At 59.7% G+C, this 20583-nt stretch carries 14 protein-coding genes and 1 pseudogene; 4 read left to right on the top strand and 11 right to left on the bottom strand.

Features of this window, described 5'->3' with window-relative positions:
* Positions 1 to 225 precede the first annotated feature (225 nt).
* The gene (locus AC0ZWN_RS06730; RefSeq protein WP_099757758.1) at positions 226 to 795 is read right to left on the bottom strand and encodes a HutD/Ves family protein; all 570 of its coding nucleotides are present in this window, start codon (positions 793 to 795) and stop codon (positions 226 to 228) included.
* Positions 792 to 1502 (bottom strand): histidine utilization repressor, encoded by a 711-nt coding sequence (hutC, locus tag AC0ZWN_RS06725; protein ID WP_163013658.1) that lies wholly within the window; start codon positions 1500 to 1502, stop codon positions 792 to 794. The genes AC0ZWN_RS06730 and hutC overlap by 4 nt, the downstream gene beginning before the upstream one ends.
* 145 nt (positions 1503 to 1647) lie before the next feature.
* Between hutC and AC0ZWN_RS06720 the strand changes: the two genes are divergently transcribed.
* Entirely contained in the window at positions 1648 to 3012 is a 1365-nt protein-coding gene (locus AC0ZWN_RS06720; protein ID WP_476334485.1) for a formimidoylglutamate deiminase, read from the top strand.
* Positions 3013 to 3135: 123 nt separating this feature from the next.
* On the opposite strand, the gene AC0ZWN_RS06715 is transcribed toward AC0ZWN_RS06720, so the two are convergent.
* Positions 3136 to 3705: a lipocalin family protein gene (locus tag AC0ZWN_RS06715; RefSeq protein WP_093430049.1), complete on the bottom strand. Its 570-nt coding sequence runs from the start codon at positions 3703 to 3705 to the stop codon at positions 3136 to 3138.
* Between the two features lie 30 nt (positions 3706 to 3735).
* Entirely contained in the window at positions 3736 to 3990 is a 255-nt protein-coding gene (locus AC0ZWN_RS06710) for a hypothetical protein (RefSeq protein WP_003220802.1), read from the bottom strand.
* A gap of 281 nt (positions 3991 to 4271) precedes the next feature.
* On the opposite strand from AC0ZWN_RS06710, the pseudogene AC0ZWN_RS06705 reads away from it, so the two are divergent.
* Both AC0ZWN_RS06705 and AC0ZWN_RS06700 read left to right on the top strand, forming a co-directional pair.
* Positions 4272 to 5306: pseudogene (locus tag AC0ZWN_RS06705) on the top strand (HAMP domain-containing protein); the annotation flags it as partial.
* Positions 5307 to 5399: 93 nt separating this feature from the next.
* Complete coding sequence (locus AC0ZWN_RS06700; protein WP_371748298.1) at positions 5400 to 6164, top strand: methyl-accepting chemotaxis protein; 765 nt, start codon at positions 5400 to 5402, stop codon at positions 6162 to 6164.
* A gap of 182 nt (positions 6165 to 6346) precedes the next feature.
* On the opposite strand, the gene AC0ZWN_RS06695 is transcribed toward AC0ZWN_RS06700, so the two are convergent.
* The 5 genes from AC0ZWN_RS06695 to AC0ZWN_RS06675 form a co-directional block, all read right to left on the bottom strand.
* On the bottom strand, positions 6347 to 6949 hold the full coding sequence (locus AC0ZWN_RS06695; protein WP_476334484.1) for a DUF924 family protein: 603 nt from the start codon (positions 6947 to 6949) through the stop codon (positions 6347 to 6349).
* A 3-nt stretch (positions 6950 to 6952) separates the two neighbouring features.
* Positions 6953 to 7963, bottom strand: coding sequence for a class 1 fructose-bisphosphatase (locus tag AC0ZWN_RS06690; RefSeq protein WP_093430046.1), 1011 nt, complete (start codon positions 7961 to 7963; stop codon positions 6953 to 6955).
* A 328-nt stretch (positions 7964 to 8291) separates the two neighbouring features.
* A complete protein-coding gene (locus AC0ZWN_RS06685; RefSeq protein WP_476334482.1) occupies positions 8292 to 9656 on the bottom strand; it encodes a DUF3999 domain-containing protein in 1365 nt (454 codons plus the stop codon).
* Positions 9653 to 13225 carry a DUF2339 domain-containing protein gene (locus AC0ZWN_RS06680; RefSeq protein ID WP_476334481.1) on the bottom strand — a complete coding sequence of 1191 codons (3573 nt, stop codon included), beginning with the start codon at positions 13223 to 13225 and terminating at the stop codon, positions 9653 to 9655. Before AC0ZWN_RS06680 ends, AC0ZWN_RS06685 begins: the two co-directional genes overlap by 4 nt.
* A 254-nt stretch (positions 13226 to 13479) precedes the next feature.
* Entirely contained in the window at positions 13480 to 15930 is a 2451-nt protein-coding gene (locus tag AC0ZWN_RS06675; RefSeq protein WP_476334480.1) for a glycogen/starch/alpha-glucan phosphorylase, read from the bottom strand.
* A gap of 259 nt (positions 15931 to 16189) precedes the next feature.
* Here AC0ZWN_RS06675 and AC0ZWN_RS06670 point away from each other — a divergent pair, with 259 nt between their 5' ends.
* Positions 16190 to 16627: a YkgJ family cysteine cluster protein gene (locus AC0ZWN_RS06670; protein WP_093430042.1), complete on the top strand. Its 438-nt coding sequence runs from the start codon at positions 16190 to 16192 to the stop codon at positions 16625 to 16627.
* 293 nt (positions 16628 to 16920) lie between these two features.
* On the opposite strand, the gene typA is transcribed toward AC0ZWN_RS06670, so the two are convergent.
* Positions 16921 to 18741 (bottom strand): translational GTPase TypA, encoded by a 1821-nt coding sequence (gene typA, locus AC0ZWN_RS06665; RefSeq protein ID WP_095047173.1) that lies wholly within the window; start codon positions 18739 to 18741, stop codon positions 16921 to 16923.
* A 139-nt stretch (positions 18742 to 18880) separates the two neighbouring features.
* A complete protein-coding gene (gene thiI / locus AC0ZWN_RS06660) occupies positions 18881 to 20335 on the bottom strand; it encodes a tRNA uracil 4-sulfurtransferase ThiI (RefSeq protein ID WP_093430041.1) in 1455 nt (484 codons plus the stop codon).
* Positions 20336 to 20583: the final 248 nt, after the last annotated feature.

Below are 20583 nucleotides of genomic sequence, written 5' to 3'. Positions count from 1 at the left end.
AGGGTTCGGGCGTGGATGAAATTTTTCGTGGGGATGATTCAGGGCGACGGGACTTTGTTACGTGAGCGTGGTTTTGCGCCACGCTGGGGCGTTCGGTAACAAGTTGGTGCGTGGGTTGGGAACACCCCAAAAGCAAAAGATCGCAGCCTTCGGCAGCTCCTACAGGGCGTACATCAATCCCATTGTAGGAGCTGCCGAAGGCTGCGATCTTTTAAGATTTTTCAATCAGCGGGCAGTCAGCTCAATGACACAGCAACCCGCATCAACGGCAACTTCGACCAGCCCGCTGTTGCCGTCCAGTTGCAGACAGTCATGTCGCCCCAACTGCGAAACACTGTCACCAACCTGCACTTGCAGCAGCTCACTGACACTGAACACCAGCACCGTTCCCGCCGAACTGAAGAGCCGTTGCTCACCGTCCAGCCACTGCAACCGCGCGCTGTAACGCTGCGGCGCATAGATCAGGTTGAAATCGCGAATCGCACCGCCTAACAGCGTGCACGACACCTGGCTCTCACCACTGAAAGCAAACGGGTCGAGCGGTAACAGCGGCCGCGTATCGTCGCCGTCAACGCACAAGGTCATGCCGTCACCCTGCAACACGGTGATCACCCGCTGGTAACCGGCGAACGTCGAAAAACCACCCGACTCAGCGATGTCGGCAATCGACAGGCGCCAGCCAAAACCGTCCAGGCCGGCCCCCGCGTCACGGGTGATTTCTTCAGTGCTGCCGCCACCGTTTTTCCACGGCATGCGCGGGTAGCCTTCGGCGCGTAAAACCTTCACTTGAGTCATTTATGAAAGCGTCCTTCCAGACGATGACGGGAACCTGGATGAATCAGTCGAGCCGCGGTAACCGGCTGGCGCCCCGACCACGTGCGGCGACGAATCAGCAAACACGGCTCGCCTTTTTCAATCTGCAGCAACTTGCACTCGGAGGGCTCGGCCAGAATCGCTTCAACCACGTGCTCGCCCTCAGTCAGCGGCGCTACCTGATTGAGATACGCGTAAGGCGTCTGCAGAGTGAAATCCTGCTTGAGGTATTCCGGCGCGACCAGTGCGTTGACGAAACGGTCTTCGATTTGCACCGGAATATCATTTTCGTAATGCACGATCAGCGAGTGGAACACCTTCTGCCCTTCACGCATGTCCAGCGCCAGCGCGCGCTCGGAACCGGCAGCCTCTTCTTCAAGAGTGATGACCTGGCAGGTATGGCGATGGCCACGGGAGGCGATTTCGTCGGCGATGTTGTGCACTTCGAACAGCGCAGACTGGCTCTTCGGTTCGGCGACAAAGGTGCCGACGCCTTGCATGCGCACCAACAGGCCATCGGCAGTCATCTCGCGCAGGGCGCGGTTGATGGTCATGCGGCTGAAACCGAGTTGATTGACCAGTTCGCTCTCGGACGGCACGCGGTAGTGCGGCGGCCAGTTTCCGCTGTCGATCTGCTGGGTGATCATCTGTTTGACGCGGGCGTACAAGGGCGCCGGACTGTCGCCCATGTTCGCGGCCAACGGGGAGACTGGAGGCGGAGTCGGCACGGTTGATCCCTGTTCATTGGTGAAAGTGGCTAGCTTGCCGGAGTTTACCGGGCAGGCAAACGTCTGTATATGTATATACAAATAACACACGATGGGGTGCTGAACCATGTCCGCCTTCTTTGCCGAACGCGCGCTGCTGCCTAACGGATGGGCCAACAATGTACGTCTTGAGGTCAGCGACGATGGCCTGCTGACCCAAATCCAGGCCGATTCCACCGCAGATGGCGCCGAACGGCTGAGCGGCCCGTTACTGCCGGGCATGCCGAATCTGCACTCCCATGCCTTCCAGCGAGCGATGGCTGGACTGGCCGAAGTGGCCGGCAATCCGAATGACAGTTTCTGGACCTGGCGCGATCTGATGTACCGGCTCGTCGGAAAAATCAGCCCGGATCAACTCGGCGTGATTGCCCGTCAGTTGTACATCGAAATGCTCAAGGCCGGTTATACCTCCGTCGCTGAATTTCACTACGTGCACCACGACAACAATGGTCAGCCTTACGCCGACCCGGCTGAACTGGCCTTGCGCATCAGCCAGGCTGCGAGTGAAAGCGGCATCGGTCTGACGCTGTTGCCGGTGCTCTACAGCCACTCTGGTTTTGGCGGCCAGACGCCGAATGACGGCCAGCGCCGCTTCATCAACAGCACCGAAAATTACCTGAATCTGCAATCGCGTTTGCAGCCGTTACTGGCGCAGCAAAAGGCGCAATCGCTGGGCCTTTGCTTTCACTCGTTGCGCGCAGTGACGCCGCAACAGATCAGTGAAGTTTTGGCGGCCAGCGACAAGCAATGCCCGGTGCACATCCACATCGCCGAGCAGCAAAAAGAAGTCGAAGATTGCCTGAGCTGGAGCGGTCGTCGCCCTTTGCAATGGCTGTACGAAAATACCCAAGTCGATCAACGCTGGTGCCTGGTCCACGCGACTCACGCCAATCCGGAAGAAGTCACCCTGATGGCCAAGAGTCGCGCCATCGCCGGGCTATGCCTGACCACGGAGGCTAATCTGGGCGATGGGATTTTCCCGGCGGTGGACTTCCTCGCGCAGGGCGGACGCATGGGCATCGGTTCCGACAGCCATGTGTCACTGAGCGTGGTCGAAGAATTGCGTTGGCTGGAATACGGCCAGCGCCTGCGTGATCAGCGGCGCAATCGCTTGTATGGCGCGGATCAACCGATGGTCGGGCGCACGCTGTATGACGCGGCGCTGGATGGCGGTGCGCAAGCGTTGGGGCAGCCGATTGGCGCGCTGGAGGTTGGCAAGCGTGCGGACTGGATTGTGCTCGACGGCAGCGATCCGTATCTGGCGACGGCCACGGGCGACGGGATTTTGAATCGCTGGTTGTTTGCCGGCGGCGATCATCAGGTGCGCGATGTGCTGGTCAATGGCCAATGGGTTGTGCGTGATGGCCGGCATGCTGGCGAAGAAGACAGTGCACGCGCCTTCACCCAGGTTTTGCGCGACCTCCTCGGCTGACAGCTGATCGTTCCCACGCTCTGCGTGGGAATGCAGCCCGGGACGCTCTGCGTCCCACAAGCGGACGCAGAGCGTCCATTGAGACACTCCCACGCGGAGCGTGGGAGCGATCAGGATGGGTGATTAATTCGAGGTCTTGGCCATCTGCCGATCCGACGCTCGCCAGATCAATCGCGTGGTGTCATAACCCTGCTGACGCGCCTTGCTCAGCAGCTCTTCACGGACCACCCCGTTGACGGTCGGTGTGCGCGACAGCAACCACATGTACTTGCGACTCGGGTCGCCGACGATGGCGGTCTTGTAGTCATCGCTGACGTACAACACCCAGTATTCACCTTTCGCCACACCCGGAATCAGACGTGAGAACCAGGTATCGAATTCGACCCAGAGCTTGTCGGTCTTGCCCGGCACCTGTGGATAAGCCGTGCCCTTGGCCTCTTCCCACTGCCAGTCCGGAGTCAGGCAGCGATTGAGCACCGCGACATTGCCGTCCGGCTTGAGGGTGTAATGGGCTTCGGACTGCGCGCAATTGCGCTGGAAATACATCGGCAAGCGCGCCAGTTCATACCAGGTGCCCTGATAACGCTTGAGATTGACGCTGTTGACGGTTTTCGGCGCCAACGGGTCGACGCCGGAAGTGGCGCAGCCGGCCAGTACCAGGCCGGCAAAAAGGATCAGCAATAACCGCTTCATTTTTCTTCTCCGTGGGCGCGAAGCCCCGGTTTACTTCAGGCCTTGGCCGGAAAACATCAGCACTTTGTCACCGGCGTACTGCACGCTGATAAAGCTGTTCTTGTCGCCCCAAGTGCAACTGGACATGCCGAGCGCGCCCGAGCAATCGGTGGGCTTGCCGAGCAGAGTCTCGACTTCGGCCTTGGCCATACCGGCCGAGAGCTTCGAATAGTTTTCCTGATTGACCTTGCTGCATGCGGCCAACAGCACGCAAAACGTCAGAAGGGCGATAGATCGCAGCGACATGGTGTAACTCCTGGAACGAGGGGGGATGGCATGGTGCCAACCAGAAGCTTAGAAGAGAAAACCCTCATCTGGTTCCGTGGCCGAACGGCTATTTATCAGGCCGCCCGTCTGGCATTTGCCGATAAATCAGACACTTTGTAGGGCTATTGAGCATTTCGTCGCATTTCGCCAAAGACGCCTAATCTTTGGCGCAACGCGGTCGACATAAAAGCAGCGCAAAGCCCCAGAGTGTGGCAAATTGCCGCCCTTTCTTGACCAGCCCCTTCGCGGTAGTTCATTCGATGACCAGAAACATGAAATTCAGCCACAAGATCTTGTTGGCTGCCGCCCTCGTGGTGGCCATTGCGTTTGCCTGTTTCATTTTCTTCAACGACTATCGACAGCGCGAAGCCTTGAACAGCAGCACCGAAGCCTCGATGCAGGAGCTGGGCAGCCTGACCACCAGCAACATCCAGACCTGGCTGGAAAGCCGCATTCAATTGCTGCAATCGCTGTCGCAGCAAGTCGCCGTCGACGGTAACGCTCCCGCCAGCCTGAAACGCATCATCGACCTGCCCGCCTACACCGGCAATTTCCAGCTCAGCTATTTCGGCGGCGCTGACGGCGTGATGTTCTCGGTGCCGGCCGGCAATCGGGCGCCGGATTACGATCCGCGTGCACGTGGCTGGTACAAAGCGGCAAACAGCGCACAACAAACCATCGTCACCGAACCGTACATCGCCGCGTCCTCGGGCAAACTGGTGATCACTGTCGCAACACCTGTTCAGCGCCAGGGCCAGATGCTCGGCGTCGCCGGTGCCGACATCGACCTGACCAGCGTCAGCGCGATCATCAACTCGCTGAACTTCGGTGGCCACGGTCACGCATTCATCGTCAGTGCCGACGGCAAGATCCTGATCCACCCGGACAGCAAACTGGTACTCAAGACCCTTGCCGAGGCCTATCCCAATGGTGCGCCGAAAGTCAGCCCGGGTCTGAAAGAAGTCGAGCTCGACGGCAAAACCCAACTGATCTCCTTCACCAACATCAACGGCGTGCCGTCGGCCGACTGGTACGTGGCGCTGGTACTCGATAAAGACACCGCGTTCGCAATGCTCAGCGAATTCCGCACCTCGGCGCTGATCGCCATGGTTATTGCCGTGGTGATCATCATCGCCCTGCTCGGCATGCTCATTCGCGTGCTGATGCAACCGTTGCTGACCATGGGCCGAGCGATGCACGACATCGCCGAAGGTGAAGGCGACCTGACTAAACGTCTGGTGATCCACGGCAACGACGAGTTCGGCGCGCTAGGCACCTCGTTCAACCGTTTCGTCGAGCGCATTCACACCTCGATCCGTGAAGTGTCTTCGGCCACCGGCCAGGTCAACGAAGTCGCCCTGCGCGTAGTCGCGGCGTCGAACTCGTCGATGTACAACTCCGATCAGCAGTCCAGCCGTACCAACAGCGTCGCCGCCGCGATCAACCAACTCGGCGCCGCCGCGCAGGAAATCGCCCAGAACGCCGCCCTCGCCTCGCAGCACTCCAGCGATGCCCGCAGCCTCGCGGTCGACGGTCAGCAGGTTGTGGATAAAACCATCCAGGCCATGCAACAGCTGTCGGCGAAGATCAGCGATTCGTGCGGCAACATCGAAACCCTGAACAGCAACACGGTGAACATCGGTCAGATTCTCGAAGTGATCACCAGCATTTCCCAGCAGACCAACCTGCTCGCGCTCAACGCCGCGATTGAAGCGGCGCGTGCCGGTGAAGCGGGTCGTGGTTTTGCCGTGGTGGCGGATGAAGTGCGCAACCTCGCGCACCGTACCCAGGATTCGGCGCAGCAAGTGCAAAAGATGATCGAAGAGCTGCAAGTCGGCGCGCGTCAGGCGGTCAGCATCATGACCGAGAGCCAGCGTGAGAGTGAAAGCAGTGTCGGCATCGCCAACCAGGCCGGTGAGCGATTGGGTAGCGTGACTCAGCGTATTGGAGAGATCGACGGGATGAACCAGTCGGTGGCTACCGCGACTGAAGAGCAGACGGCGGTGGTTGAGTCGATCAATGTCGATATCAACGAGATCAACACGCTGAATCAGGAAGGTGTGGAGAACTTGCAGGCGACGTTGCGGGCGTGCTCGGATCTTGAGCAGCAGGCGGCGCGGTTGAAGCAATTGGTGGGTAGTTTCAGGATCTGAAGATCAAGGGCTTTACCCCCTCACCCCAGCCCTCTCCCCCAAGGGGGCGAGGGGGAAAGGGAGCCAATCTTCATGTTGTTCAAACTTGAGTTCGACTCGATATCTCAGGTCGATGTATCAAGCTCAGACACCTCGGTCAGTCCCCTCTCCCTCAGGGAGAGGGCTAGGGTGAGGGTAAGCTCTTAAAATCTAGAGCCAGGCTCAGAAAGAAACACCAACTCCTCAGCCGTAGACTCCCGCCCCAACACCGCATTGCGATGCGGAAACCGGCCAAACCGTGCAATCACCTTTTGATGCCGCTCGGCATAATCCAGATTGTCGGCAAACACCGACCGCTCCCCTTCCGGCTGTTCAGCCACCAACTCAATAAATCTGGAAACCGCTTCGTTCTGCACCGCAAGATTCTCGCAGTGCTCAAACACCAGATAAATGAATACGCGCTGAATCGGTTTCAACTGCCGATCGAAATCCGCAGCAATGCCTTGCGCAACGAGCTTCTGCGCACGCAGATCGCCGGAGAAAGCTTTGGGAGAGTCGCGAAAGATCATTCGCGGCAGTTGGTCGAGCAGTAACACCGCCGCCAGCCAACCTTCGGGACGTTGCGTCCACTCGGTCAATTCGCCAGCCAGGGCCTGATCGACAAAGACCCCGAAACGCTCACGCGCTTCGAGGTCTTGGCGGTCTCGCTTACCGAACCACAACTTGCCCTTGTCAGCCGCAATCTCGTCCGGGGATTCGGCTTGTCCGAACCACCAATCGAGCAACGGCTGCCAGGGCGCGGTCATGGTTTATTCCTTGTGGTAGGCCGTAGCGCGGGCGACTTCTTCTTTCGAACCGAGGAACACCGCTACACGCTGGTGCAGACCGTCCGGCTGAATGTCGAGGATGCGCTGGTGACCGTCAGTGGACGCGCCGCCCGCTTGTTCCACCAGGAACGACATCGGGTTGGCTTCGTACATCAGACGCAGTTTGCCTGGTTTGGATGGCTCGCGGCTGTCGCGCGGGTACATGAACAGACCGCCACGGGTCAGGATGCGGTGTACGTCGGCAACCATCGCCGCGACCCAACGCATGTTGTAGTTCTTTTTCAGCGGACCTTCTTCACCGGCCAGCAACTCGCCAACGTAACGTTGTACCGGGGCTTCCCAGTGACGCTGGTTGGACATGTTGATCGCAAATTCCTGGGTCGACTCAGGAATGGTGATGTCTTCGTGGGTCAGCACGAAGCTGCCCATTTCGCGGTCGAGGGTGAAGCCTTTGACGCCGTCGCCCAGGGTCAGTACCAGCATGGTTTGCGGGCCGTAGATCGCGTAACCGGCGGCAACCTGCTGAGTGCCTGGCTGCAGGAAGGCTTTTTCGTTCAGCGGCTCGTTCTGGCTCAGGTATTCGTTCGGGCAACGCAGTACCGAGAAGATGGTGCCGACCGGGGCGTTGATGTCGATGTTCGACGAGCCGTCCAGTGGGTCGAATACCAGCAGGTACGCGCCTTTCGGGTATTTGCCTGGGATCTGGTAGGCGTTGTCCATTTCTTCGGACGCCATGCCGGCCAGGTGACCGCCCCATTCGTTGGCTTCGAGCAGGATCTCGTTGGAGATCACATCGAGTTTCTTCTGCACTTCGCCTTGGACGTTTTCAGTGCCCATGCTGCCCAGAACACCACCCAGGGCGCCTTTGGACACGGCGTGGCTGATTTCTTTGCAAGCACGCGCGACCACTTCGATCAGGAAACGCAGATCGGCAGGAGTGTTATTGCTGCGGGTCTGCTCAATCAAATAGCGACTCAGGGTAACGCGGGACATGGACGGCTCCGGTGGAATGGGGGGCTAAAAACCCGCGCAGTTTACAGGGAGTCTGAAAACGTAGCGAGCGAAGACGCCCGGTAACGTGCGTTGGGGTGTATTTGCCTGTATGAGACGTGATTGTCGGTGGAGAGTTCAGGTAGCGGATTTAGCGTAGTCCGAAATCCGACGAAGGCCGATCGGTTTGGGATATGTATTGATTGAGATACCGCTTTCGCGAGCAGGCTCGCTCCCACAGGGGGATTTGAGTGAACACACAATTGGCGTCCACTGCAGATCCACTGTGGGAGCTAGCCTGCTAGCGAATGGCGCGCAGCGCCAGCCATTCTCAGGAATTGGTTGGAGGCTTGCGCAACAAACTAAACGCCATTGCCCCCAAAAACACCACACTCAACAACAACACCGCCCACAAGCCGATCTTCTTCCAATTGGTCTCAGCCACCGCCGCCGTAGTCGCCGTTGAAGTCTGCGTCACAACCACCTCACCCTGAACCACAGCCTTACCCAACCCCGCCAACTTCTCCGGTTTGAAATCCGGAATCAGCGTCGCCAGCGGCAAGTTCGCCGTCTTCACCGTCGCATTGCCCACCGCCAAACTAAACGGCCCCTCGCCCCGCGCGAGGAAAACCACCTGCGTCGCCCGCACCGCATATTTCAGACTCGGCGCCTGCTCGCCCAAACCACCGCCGCGCTCATCCACGCTCAGTTTCAACTGCTGCACGGTCTGCCCGTAGAGCGGCAATTCGTTCTGCACCACATCCTGGCCATTCTGGGTCAGGCGGTACAGCAAGCCACTGCTCAGCGTTTGCCACGGCAAGCTGCTTTCACGACGGCCGGCCAGCGTCACCGGCGCCAGGCTGTTCGGCTGTTTCAATTCAACCTGCACGCGCTCAATGTTCAACCCCATCGGCAACTGCCAGGCGTACTCCCCGGCCTTGGAGCTGCTGCCGGCCAATGCCGGCGACCAGACCAAAGGCAGCGGCACATTGCGCGGATCACTGCTTTTCAGCTGCGCCGACGTCAGGATCGGCGCCGAGTTCGGCGACTCCCATAACAACCGCACATAACGCGCCGACTGCCCCGGCAGCGTCACTTCGTGCTGCTCGATGCGCTCATCGGAAAAGGTCAGCCGCGCGACCTGCCCCTCGCCCCACGCTTGCCAGTGTTGCAGATCGTCGCTGGCTTCAATGCTGAAGCGCTGGAAGCCGTCGCGCTCACTGGTCCAGTCGAGGATCAACTGTTGCAACGGCGCCTTGATCGCGCTGGCATCCAGCAGCCAGCCACGCAGCACCTCTTCACCCGCTTCCAACTGACTGGACGGCTGCACCTCGACCAGCGTGCCGTTGGTGGTCGATTGCACACGCACATTCGGCGCGCGTTCGCTGGCGTCGGCGGCGTTGTACAGCGGGAACCATTTCACCTCATGCAAGCGGCCGTCGTCGCGGGTCTGCGCGGACTCGCGCGCCAAGGCGTAGGCCTGCGCTTCGCCAGCGGCGTTGAACACCCGCAAGTCACTGAGATCAGTCTGGCGTGCCTGCAATTGCACGCTCAACGGCAATTCGAGGCGGTACCACGGACCGTTGCCAGTGACTGACAGCGGCACCTGCGTGGCGAAGTCCGCCGGTTTTTCCTGAGCGCCGGCCGCCATCACCACGCCCAACGCCAACCAACCCAGATTTCGCATGCGACTCAAGATGAAACTCCTTCGGTGTCCGGGGCCGGTTTGTCCGCCGCCGGTTCAGCGTCGACGCGTTTGGGCGGCAGTGGCGCGAAATAGCCGACCACCAGCAGCAACACGCCGACACCGATAAACGAGACGATCCGGGCGAGACCGCCACGGTTGCTCAATTCGACAAAAATCAGTTTGGCCACCACCAACGCAATCAGCGCCGCGCCGATCAGCCACACTTCCCGGCGATGGCGCAGATGGCCGCCGATCATCAACCCCAGCGCCATCAGCGTCCAGACGATCGACAACCCGGCCTGCACCAGCATTGAGGCGAGCAACGTATCCAGCTCGAACGGGATGCCGGCCCAATGGTGCGCCGCGCGGGTGACCAACGCGGTGCAAAAGGCGAACAGCGAAACCCCGGCGACCAGTTGCGTCGCGTAATCGGCGTAGTCCTGGCGAATCGACAGCTGCGAAACCGCGCTGCGCGACCAGACGTAAACACCGAACAATGCGAACAACAAACCCAGCTCCAATGGATTGAGCAGCGGCACGTATGGCAGCGGCTCGGCGTTGCCATCGCTGACACCATTCGCCAGCCAGAACCATGCGAGCATCAACACCGCCAACGGCGCAGCGGCGTACAAACGGTACTCGCGAGGGAATGCCGCCACCGGCCACGGCCAACTGCGCGGTGCCGCCGCCAGCAGCAGATACAGGCTCGGCAGAATCGCCCAGCCCAGCCAACGCCAGGCGTTGTATTGCTCGGACAACAGCAGCAGACCGTAGCGCAACTCCAGCGCCAGAACACCAATCAGCAGCCAGCAGCCGAGCACATGCGCCGCGCTCAAGGCGCGCGCCGGCAACATCGGCGCCAAACGTCGCAAGCTGAAGAAATGCACGGCGAACACTGCTGCCCACGCCAGCCAACCGAAGTCGGCCGCCGGGTGATAACGCGAATGCCAGGTCCAGAGCAGCACCAGCGCCGCAGCCGGAATCAACAAAGTGCAAAGCACACCCAGCGCCGGCCATTTCAAGCGCAGCGACAACAGCGTCCACAGCGCCACGCTCAAAGCGGCGACCAGCAGCAACAACGGGCCTTGCAGATTCGGCGCAGCAAAACGCAGCACCTCGCTGACCCACGCCAACGCCCACCAACCGGCACCCCACAGCAGCAACACTTCTGACAAGCGCTGCAAACTCAACGCATCGAATGCCGAGGCGTGATTGCCCAGTTGCAGGCGCCAGGCACCGATCATCGCAGCCAAGCCCAGTACCAGCGGTGTCCAGAATCCGCCATGGGCCAACGGTTTCAGGCCTTCGCTGGACAGTGGCCCAAGCAACTCGGGGCCGGCCAGCAAAAACGCCGCACCACCAATCAACTGCAACAGCAGACCAAAGACAAAACTTACGCGCTGCTTGAGGTACAGGCTCAGCCAGATGATCAGCAAACCACTCGCGGCCCACACCGCACTCGCCGTTTGCCACGGCAGCACAAACAGCACTGCCAGATTGATCAGCACCAGACCGGCCAGCAGCACCACCGACAGACCCCGCAGCAGACGCACATCGCCACGCACCATTTCATCGCGAGCCGCCAACAGCATGCCGGCGATCAGCGCCAGCCCGATCAACGACGCGCTGAGCAATCCGCTCCAGCCGGCGCTGAACACCGCCGCCGAATCCTCGCCCGCGCCTTGCAGACGCAACAGGAATAACGCACCGCCGAGCAACTGCACGGCAAACGCGCTGAACAGGAACGTGCGCGATTGAATGCGCAGACCGACAAACAGGGTTGCCAACCCGGCCAGCGCCCAACTAATCGCCGTGGCCTGAACGAAGAAGAACAGCGGCGCCAGCAGATAGAGGAAGGTCAGGCCCAGACACGCCAACACCGGCAAGCCTTGACGCTCCCAAGGTGATGCCTGTTCCGGCGTGGCCTTGCGCAATTGATAGAAGCTGAACAGCAACGCAATGCCGAGCATCAGCGCACCCAGCGGAGCACCGTCAAGCAGACTGCTCTCGCCGGCACGCAACTGACTGAGGAACGCCAACGCGGAACCCAGTTGCAGGAGCAAGGCAAAGGCCCGCGCGAACGGTCGATGCTGACGCAGACCGAGCCAGAAAATCCCCGCGCCTTCCACTGCCCATGCCGCCGAGGTCCAACGCGCATCGAGTCCCAGCGGGATCGCCAGACTGGCAAAAATCACTCCGAGCGCCAGACAGGTTTCGCCCAGCAGAACCGCCCGGCCACCCATCAACACCTTGGCCAGTGCCATGTAGATCATGCCTAGCGCCAGCGCACTGAACGCTGCGGCAAATTCCATATGCTGCACCAACGCAAACTGCAATCCGAAGCCAATGATCGGCGGTCCGAAGAGCATCGTGCCGTCGACGTAATCGCCCTTGCGCGCCGACCAGTGCAGCAACGCTTCGCGATCGCCATCCGCAGGTGCGTCGGGCATGTCGAGCAACTTGCGGCGGGCGAATAGCAGGCCGATGGCGAGATACATCAGGAAGAACAGGATCAGGAACGGCTCGGTACTCCACAACAGTTCTGGCGCATACGAACGAAGGCCCCAGGCGAAGCCGATGCCAAAGGTGCCGACGAAGCCGATCAGGTTGAGTAGACGCCAGGCCTTGAACCAGGCGATGGCAAGAATGCCAGCATTGAGTAGCGCGAAATAGCTGAACAGCGCGACGTGGTTGCCGGCGCCGGTCGAGGTCAGGATCGGCGCGGCGAAACCGCCCAATGCCGCCGCTGCGGCAAGCCCTAAAGCATCTTGAGTGATCGCCAGAATCGCCGAGAACACCGTCACCGCGACCAGCAATCCCAACGCAGCAGACGGATCGAGCAACGGGTGCAGACGCATCGCCGCAAACACCGTCAAATACAGCACCGCGATCCCGGTGCCTTGCAGCATTAGCGCGTAATTGCTGTTGCGCCGCCGCAGCCACCAACCCAGCGCGAGCAGGCCCAATGCGGCCGCCGCGACACCGGCGTAACGCAACTCGATCGGCACGACCATGCCTTCGGTGGCGTAGCGCAGCAGGAATGCGAGACCGAAGAACAGCAACACCACGCCGACCCGCAGTACGGTGTTGCCACCAAACAGCCAGTTACGCGCGGCGCTGATGCCGCGTTCGATGAGGTTCGGGCCACGGGGTTCAGCAGGCTCTTGCGGTTCGGACGTAACGGCGTCGAGGCGCCAGACATCGGCGGGCAGCGGTTGGCTGGTTTCGCTGGCGACGGCGGAAATCGGCTCGAGTTCGGGCGGCAGTTCCCAGACCAGTTCAGGTGCTGGAGCTGCTTCTACGACTGTGACTGGTTCAGCAACAGGTTCGGGACCCGGTGGCGGCGTGGCACGAACCGGGGCACCTTCGAGCAGAAACAGGCGCTGTTCGACGCCCTGCAAAGCGACCTTCGCCTGCTCAAGTTGACGTTGCTGCTCCAGCGCCAGCGAGCCAAGCCGAGCGATGCGGATTGTCTGCCCGATTGCCAGTCCCAGCAACGCGCCCAATAGCGCATCACTGAACGACTCGTCGAGCAGCCAGCCGAGCACCAGCCCGATCAACATGAACATCCATTGCATGGTCGATATCCCTAAGCAGCCCCAAGACGGGGCGAGTCCGGCGATTGCTTCAGTCTAGGCACAAACCCTGTGGGAGCGAGCCTGCTCGCGAAAGCGGTTTGTCAGCCAACATTTCTGTTTAACAAGACAACCGCTTCGCGAGCAGGCTCGCTCCCACATTGGATTGGTGGTGACTGGAGCTACCGGTAACCGGCGCTCAGTATATCGATCCGGCCCAACAAACGTTGGGCCTTGCGCAGATTTGTTGCGGAAAGTTACTCCAACGCTTTCCAGATATCCGTGGCGTACTCGCGAATCGTCCGGTCAGACGAGAACCAGCCCATCCGCGCCGTGTTGAGTACTGCTGAACGCCACCAGTTGTTGGAGTCGTGCCAGTGCGCCTCAACGCGTTTCTGCGCTTCCCAGTAGGAGTCGAAGTCGGCGCAGACCAGGAAGCGGTCGTAATCCACCAGCGAATCGATCAGCCCGGTGTAGCGCGAAGTGTCGTCCGGCGAGAACACCCCGCCGCGAATCGCTTGCAGCACATCGTTCAAGCGATGGGATGCAGCGATGTCTGGCACTGCGCTGAACTCATGATTCTGTTTACGCGCTTCCACCTGCTGCGCGCTGAGACCGAAGATAAACATGTGCTCGGCCCCGATGCGTTCGCACATTTCCACGTTGGCGCCGTCCAGTGTGCCAATGGTCAGCGCGCCGTTGAGGCCGAACTTCATGTTACTGGTGCCTGATGCTTCGAAGCCGGCAGTGGAAATCTGCTCGGACAAGTCCGCCGCCGGAATAATACTTTCCGCCAGGCTGACGTTGTAGTTGGGCAGGAACACCACTTTCAGCAGGCCGCGCACGGTCGGGTCGTTGTTCACCACCCGAGCGATGTCGTTGGTCAGTTTGATGATCAGTTTGGCCTGGTGATAACTCGCCGCCGCTTTACCGGCGAAGATCTTCACTCGTGGCACCCAGTCGACTTCCGGCTCGGCGCGAATCGCCTGATACAGCGCCACGGTGTGCAACAGGTTGAGCAACTGACGTTTGTATTCGTGGATGCGTTTGACCTGCACATCGAACATCGCCGCCGGATTGACCGCGATGCCTAGCCGTTCATGAATCAGATACGCCAGGGCTTTCTTGCTGTGCAGCCGTTGTTCGGCAAAGGCTTTGCGGAATGCGGTTTTCTCGGCGAACGGTTCGAGATCGAGCAGGCGCTCTTCGGGGTTATCCAGCACCTCGGGACCCAGCGAGTCGACCAGCATCGAGGTCAGTTCAGAGTTGGCCTGGAACAGCCAACGGCGGAAGGTAATGCCGTTGGTTTTGTTGTTGATCCGCTCCGGATAGAGCTTGTGCAGTTCGGCAAACACGGTTTTGCGCATCAGTTGCGTATGCAGTCCGGACACGCCGTTGACGCTGTGCGAACCGAGGAACGCGAGGTTACCCATGCGCACACGGCGACCGTTGTCTTCTTCGATCAGCGACACCGCGCGCAGCACGTCGAAATCGTGAATGCCTTTGGCGCGCAGCGAGTCGATGTGCTGAGCATTGATCAGATAAATGATCTGCATATGTCGCGGCAGCATGCGTTCCATCAAGCCCACCGGCCAGGTTTCCAGCGCTTCCGGCAGCAACGTGTGGTTGGTATACGACAGCGTGTCGACGGTGACTTGCCACGCCGCATCCCAAGCCACGTCGTAGACGTCGACCAGTTGGCGCATCAATTCGGCGACAGCAATCGAGGGGTGCGTGTCATTGAGCTGAATCGCCGCGTGATCACCCAGGGTCAGCACCGAGGTGTGCATGTTGCGATGACGGCGCAGCAGATCCTGAAGCGAAGCGGCGACAAAGAAGTATTCCTGACGCAGGCGCAGCTCCTGCCCCGCTTCGGTGCTGTCCGCCGGGTAGAGCACGCGGGAGATACTTTCGGCCCGGGCCACTTCGGCGACAGCGCCCAAGTGGTCACCGGCGTTAAAACGCTCCAGGTGCAAATCTTCCATGGCGCGCGCACGCCAGAGGCGCAGTGTATTGACGCTCGCCCCGCGCCAGCCAACGACCGGCGTGTCATAAGCGATCGCGCGGACAGTTTCTGCCGGCGACCAGACTTGTTTGGACTTGCCGGAGATGTCGGTGACGGTTTCGACGCTGCCGCCGAAGCCGATGGAGTAGACGACCTCTGGCCGCTCGAACTCCCACGGGTTGCCGAAATCCAGCCAGTGCTCGGTCTGTTCCTGCTGCCAGCCGTCGACGATGGCCTGGCGGAACAAGCCGTGTTCATACCGAATGCCATAACCGTGGCCGGCGATGCCGAGGGTCGACATGCTTTCCATGAAGCACGCGGCCAGACGACCGAGGCCACCGTTACCGAGCGCCGCATCGGGTTCCAGCAAGCGGATGCGTTCCAGATCGACACCGAGTTCGGTCAACGCTTCACGGGCGACGTCGAGCAGGCCGAGGTTGCTCAGGCTGTCGTAGAGCAAGCGGCCGATGAGGAATTCCAGCGAGAGGTAATACACCCGTTTCTGACCTTTGCGGTAGATCTGCCGGGTGTGGTCCATCCAGTGCTCGACCATATGATCACGCGCCGCCAAAGCGATGGCTTCGAACCAGTCATGGTCGAAGGCGTGGTCGGGGTCTTTGCCCACCGCGTAGGTGAGCTTGGTCAGGACGGCGTCGCGGAATGCGGCCACCTCTGCTTCGCGAACTAGTGGTTCTTGAGTCATCAATAGGACCTCGAGCGAGCGGGAATTGTCTGAGCCTAGACGGTCTGACCGACGGTCGCGGCGCTGGTTCGGCAGTTTTTCCTGAGACGGTGCGATGGCCCGGCATTACCCTGGCGGATGGGCTAATGAATGCAGGGGCCGTGCCGAATTTTCCGGCAATGTGCCTGCATGGAGAAAAAATCTGGCGAAAGGTTGTTCAAAAATCCACCAGTCCCGGTATGATCGCGCGCCCTGATGCACACACGCCTGGTAACTCCCGATGATGAAGCCCAACCTGATTGCCGCCGCCGAGATCGATCGTCTCGATACGTGGGCGAAATATTCGGCCCCGATGTGCGGATCCTGCATGTCCAGCTGCTGCACGCTGCCGGTCGAAGTAAAGATCAAGGATCTGGTGCGCATCGGCGTAGTCGACGAGTTCGAACTGGGCGACCCGCCGAAGAACATCGCCAAGCGTCTGCAAAAGGAAGGCCTGGTCGAGCGCTTCAACCAGAAGTCCGGCATCTTTACCCTGCAGCGCATGAGCAACAACGATTGCTACTACCTGGATCGTAAGAGCCGCTTGTGCACCATTTATGACAAGCGCCCGGATACCTGCCGCAATCACCCGAAGATCGGACCGCGTCCGGGGTATTGCGCGTACAAGCCGAAGGAAGTTGAGCGCGTGCAGAATTTCCGCGCGATAGAGCGCTTCTGAACGACGCTGAGTTCTTCGGTAGCCGTTAAACCCCAGCCCCTCACCCCAGCCCTCTCCCGAGGGAGAGGGAGCCGATCTCTGTCGCTTCCAAACCTGAGGTCGACTCGATTACTCAGGTCGATGCAAAGCCAAAGAACAACTCGGTCAGTCCCCTCTCCCTCTGGGCGGTCCGACGTTTCGGGAGGGCTAGGGTGAGGGGCTCTTGATCCTCAAGACTCAACCTGCTTTCCCCCAGACAAACAAAAACGCCCCCGGTCTCGCGACCGGGGGCGTTTTTTCAAGCGCGGGCTAAATTACGCCTTGGCTTTCTTGGCAGCGCGGGTACGCTCGCTTTCGTCCAGGATCTTCTTGCGAAGACGGATGGACTTAGGAGTAACTTCGCACAGCTCGTCTTCCTGGATGTATTCCAGAGCCTGTTCCAGAGTGAAGCGAACAGGTGGTACCAGAGCGATGGTTTCGTCTTTACCCGAAGCACGCATGTTGTCGAGCTTCTTGCCTTTGGTCGGGTTTACACCCAGGTCGTTGTCGCGGCTGTTCTGACCAACGATTTGACCGTTGTAGATCTCCTGGCCGTGTTCTACGAACAGCTTGCCACGAGCCTGCAGGGTTTCCAGCGAGTAGGTCAGTGCCTTGCCGGTTTCAACCGAAACCAGAACGCCGTTCTGACGGCCGGACATGTGGCCCGACTTGACGGTGTCGTAGCGATCGAAGATCGAGGTCAGGATGCCAGCACCGTTGGTCAGGGTCAGGAACTGGTTACGGAAACCGATCAGACCGCGAGCAGGGATGTTGTATTCCAGACGAACACGGCCCTTGCCATCCGGCACCATGTTGCTCAGGTCGCCTTTACGCAGACCCATCTCTTCCATGACCTTGCCCTGAGCTTCTTCAGGGATGTCGATGGTCACGTTTTCGAACGGTTCTTGTTTAACGCCGTTCACTTCACGAATGATTACTTCAGGACGGCCCAGGGCCAGCTCGAAGCCTTCGCGACGCATGGTTTCGATCAGTACCGAGAGGTGCAGTTCACCACGGCCGGAAACCTTGAACTTGTCAGCGGTGTCGCCTTCTTCAACGCGCAGCGCAACGTTGTACAGCAGCTCTTTGTCCAGACGGTCCTTGATGTTGCGGGACGTCACGAACTTGCCTTCTTTACCGCAGAATGGCGAGTCGTTTACCTGGAAGGTCATCGAAACGGTTGGCTCGTCAACGGTCAGAGGCTTCATCGCCTCGACAGTGTCCGGGTGGCACAGGGTGTCGGAGATGAACAGCGAGTCCATACCGCTGATGCAAACGATATCGCCTGCTGCAGCTTCTTCAACGTCAACGCGGTGCAGACCGTGGTGACCCATCAGTTTCAGGATACGGCCGTTACGGCGCTTGCCGTCGGCACCGATCGCCACAACCGGGGTGTTCGGCTTGACGCGGCCACGAGCGATACGGCCAACGCCGATAACACCCAGGAAGCTGTTGTAGTCCAGAGCGGAGATCTGCATCTGGAACGCGCCATCACGGTCAACAGCCGGAGGCGGAACGTGGTCGACTACCGCTTGGTACAGCGGGGTCATGTCTTCAGCCATGGCGGTGTGATCCAGACCGGCAATGCCGTTCAGGGCCGAAGCGTAAACAACCTGGAAGTCCAGTTGTTCTTCGGTCGCACCGAGGTTGTCGAACAGGTCGAAGATCTGGTCCAGAACCCAGTCCGGACGCGCGCCTGGACGGTCAACCTTGTTGATTACCACGATTGGACGCAGGCCGGCTTCGAAAGCCTTCTTGGTCACGAAACGGGTTTGCGGCATAGGGCCGTCTTGAGCGTCAACCAGCAGCAGAACGGAGTCAACCATCGACATTACACGTTCAACTTCGCCGCCGAAGTCGGCGTGGCCCGGGGTGTCCACGATGTTGATGTGGTAGCCGTTCCAGTTGATGGCGGTGTTTTTCGCCAGAATGGTAATACCGCGCTCTTTTTCCTGGTCGTTGGAGTCCATCACGCGCTCGTCGTTGAGCTCGTTGCGCTCCAGGGTGCCGGATTGACGCAGGAGTTTGTCTACCAGGGTGGTCTTACCATGGTCAACGTGGGCAATGATGGCGATGTTGCGTAGATTTTCGATCACTTGTGTATCTCGATCAGAGGATTCGGTTTGCTGACAAGTCTTGGCAGCGATTAGCAGTAGTGTCCGGCATGGCCGTTACAGCTTGACGGCGGTGTCGGGGGGCCGGTGACGCAGGCCACAGGCAAACAGCCCCGGGCACTTAGCTCGGTCGATAAACGCGCACATTGGCATGCCCCTCACTGAGCAAATGGTGAGCATGCAGGCGACTCATCACGCCTTTGTCGCAATACAGCAGGTACTGGCGAGTCGGATCCAGCTCCTTGAAACGAGCGTTCACTGCGTAGAACGGCATCGTCTGTACTTCTACGCCAGCGAGTTCCAGCGGCTCATCCTCGGCGGCATCCGGGTGACGGATGTCGATCACGATCTGACCGGCCAGTGCTTCGCTGACTTCTTCAATCTGTACGTCCTGGCCCAATTCGTCGATCACCCGATCGATCGGCACCAGTTTGGCGTTTTCGAGCGCACGCTCGAGGACCGCCATGTCGAATTCTTTCTCTTCGTGCTCAACGCGACCGCGTTTGGCGGCCGTCTTCGGATTGACCGAAATGACCCCGCAGTACTCCGGCATGTGCCGGGCGAAATCGGCGGTGCCGATCTCGTTGGCCGTGTCGATGATGTCCTGCTTGTGCGCCACGATCAGCGGACGCAGGACCAGTTTGTCGGTCACGCAGTCGATCACCGACAGATTCGGCAGGGTCTGGCTCGACACCTGGGAGATCGCCTCGCCGGTGACCAGCGCGTCGATGTGCAGGCGATCGGCGATGTTGGAAGCCGCGCGCAACATCATACGCTTCAATACGACGCCCATATGACTGTTATCGACTTTGCCGAGAATTTCGCCCAACACTTCTTCGAACGGAACACTGACAAATAGCACGCGTTGCGAGCTGCCGTACTTCTTCCAGATGAAATGCGCGACTTCCATCACGCCCAATTCATGGGCACGACCGCCCAGATTGAAGAAGCAGAAGTGCGTCATCAGGCCGCGACGAATGATCTGGTACGCCGCAACGGTTGAGTCAAAGCCGCCGGACATCAATACCAGCGTCTGCTCCAACGCACCGAGCGGGTAACCGCCGATGCCGTTGTGCTGGCTGTGAATGACAAACAACCGTTTGTCGCGAACTTCGATGCGGACTTCGATTTCCGGTGCTTTCAGGTCGATACCAGCAGCACCGCACTCACGGCGCAGCTTGCTGCCGACGTATTTTTCGACGTCCATCGAGCTGAAGGTGTGCTTGCCCGCGCGCTTGCAGCGCACCGAGAAAATCTTCCCGGCCAGTGCATCGCCGTAGTGCTGTTTGCACTTCTCGGTGATGTCGTCGAAGTCGCCCAGCGGGTACTCGTCGATCTGCAGAAAGTGCGCAATGCCCGGCATGCAGGTCAGGCGCTCACCCATCTCTTTCAAGGCTTTGGGGTCGGTAACGCGGGTTTCCAGCTCGAGATTGTCCCACACACCGTTCACCACCACGGCCGGGTCCAGGTCACGGAGCACGGTGCGGATGTTCTTGGCCAACTGGCGGATGAACTTCGTCCGGACAGGTCGGCTTTTGATGGTGATCTCGGGGAAGACTTTTACGATTAGTTTCATGAAAACAGCGCGCGAACGGCCAGCCGAAAAAGGGGGGCGCGGATTATAGCGGAAATTGCTCAAGGTTTAACCAGTTAATGTGCAGAAGGTTTTGCACGCACCAAAACAGGTCATTTCTGACTCAAGACGCTACATTACAGGGCGAGATTTTCCACAATCAGGTGCTTTGCACCTTTATAAGCGTGAATTTGGGGCAAAAAACCCATGCTGGGGCACTGGCATGCAATTTGCTCCCTTGTGAGGCAGGT

It is taken from the genome of Pseudomonas sp. 3B-A001-10F, assembly GCF_056313565.1.
This window is presented reverse-complemented; position numbering and strand designations above follow the sequence as displayed.

Coding starts and splice junctions, on each gene's coding strand:
- AC0ZWN_RS06670 (WP_093430042.1), top strand. CDS start 16,190: ATGATGAAGCCCAACCTGATTGCCGCCGCCGAGATCGATCGTCTCGAT.
- AC0ZWN_RS06675 (WP_476334480.1), bottom strand. CDS start 15,930: ATGACTCAAGAACCACTAGTTCGCGAAGCAGAGGTGGCCGCATTCCGC.
- AC0ZWN_RS06715 (WP_093430049.1), bottom strand. CDS start 3,705: ATGAAGCGGTTATTGCTGATCCTTTTTGCCGGCCTGGTACTGGCCGGC.
- AC0ZWN_RS06680 (WP_476334481.1), bottom strand. CDS start 13,225: ATGCAATGGATGTTCATGTTGATCGGGCTGGTGCTCGGCTGGCTGCTC.
- AC0ZWN_RS06695 (WP_476334484.1), bottom strand. CDS start 6,949: ATGACCGCGCCCTGGCAGCCGTTGCTCGATTGGTGGTTCGGACAAGCC.
- AC0ZWN_RS06730 (WP_099757758.1), bottom strand. CDS start 795: ATGACTCAAGTGAAGGTTTTACGCGCCGAAGGCTACCCGCGCATGCCG.
- AC0ZWN_RS06700 (WP_371748298.1), top strand. CDS start 5,400: ATGTACAACTCCGATCAGCAGTCCAGCCGTACCAACAGCGTCGCCGCC.
- thiI (WP_093430041.1), bottom strand. CDS start 20,335: ATGAAACTAATCGTAAAAGTCTTCCCCGAGATCACCATCAAAAGCCGA.
- AC0ZWN_RS06720 (WP_476334485.1), top strand. CDS start 1,648: ATGTCCGCCTTCTTTGCCGAACGCGCGCTGCTGCCTAACGGATGGGCC.
- AC0ZWN_RS06690 (WP_093430046.1), bottom strand. CDS start 7,963: ATGTCCCGCGTTACCCTGAGTCGCTATTTGATTGAGCAGACCCGCAGC.
- AC0ZWN_RS06710 (WP_003220802.1), bottom strand. CDS start 3,990: ATGTCGCTGCGATCTATCGCCCTTCTGACGTTTTGCGTGCTGTTGGCC.
- hutC (WP_163013658.1), bottom strand. CDS start 1,502: ATGGGCGACAGTCCGGCGCCCTTGTACGCCCGCGTCAAACAGATGATC.